General features: G+C 70.8%; 1 protein-coding gene. It reads left to right on the top strand.

Features of this window, described 5'->3' with window-relative positions:
* Positions 1 to 243: hypothetical protein (locus K7862_RS37170; protein ID WP_222970237.1), on the top strand; the 243-nt coding region annotated here is incomplete at both ends.

Below are 243 nucleotides of genomic sequence, written 5' to 3'. Positions count from 1 at the left end.
GAGTGGACCCCGCTCCCCGTCCAGTACGCCGACTACGCCCTCTGGCAACACCACACCCTCGGCGCCCAAGACGACCCCAGCAGCCCGATCAGCGACCAACTCACCTACTGGAAGCAGCAGCTCGCCGGCCTTCCCGAGGAGCTGACGCTGCCCACGGACCGCACCCGGCCGGCGCTGCCCGGTGGTCACGGCGCCGCCGTGAACTTCCGGTGCACGGCACACCTGCACGCTCAGCTGCTGGAC

It is taken from the genome of Actinacidiphila acidipaludis (assembly GCF_019890725.1).
GTDB classification, from domain to species: Bacteria; Actinomycetota; Actinomycetes; order Streptomycetales; family Streptomycetaceae; genus Actinacidiphila; species Actinacidiphila acidipaludis.
The sequence above is the reverse complement of the archived record's forward strand: the minus strand, read 5'-3'. Positions and strand labels throughout refer to the sequence as shown.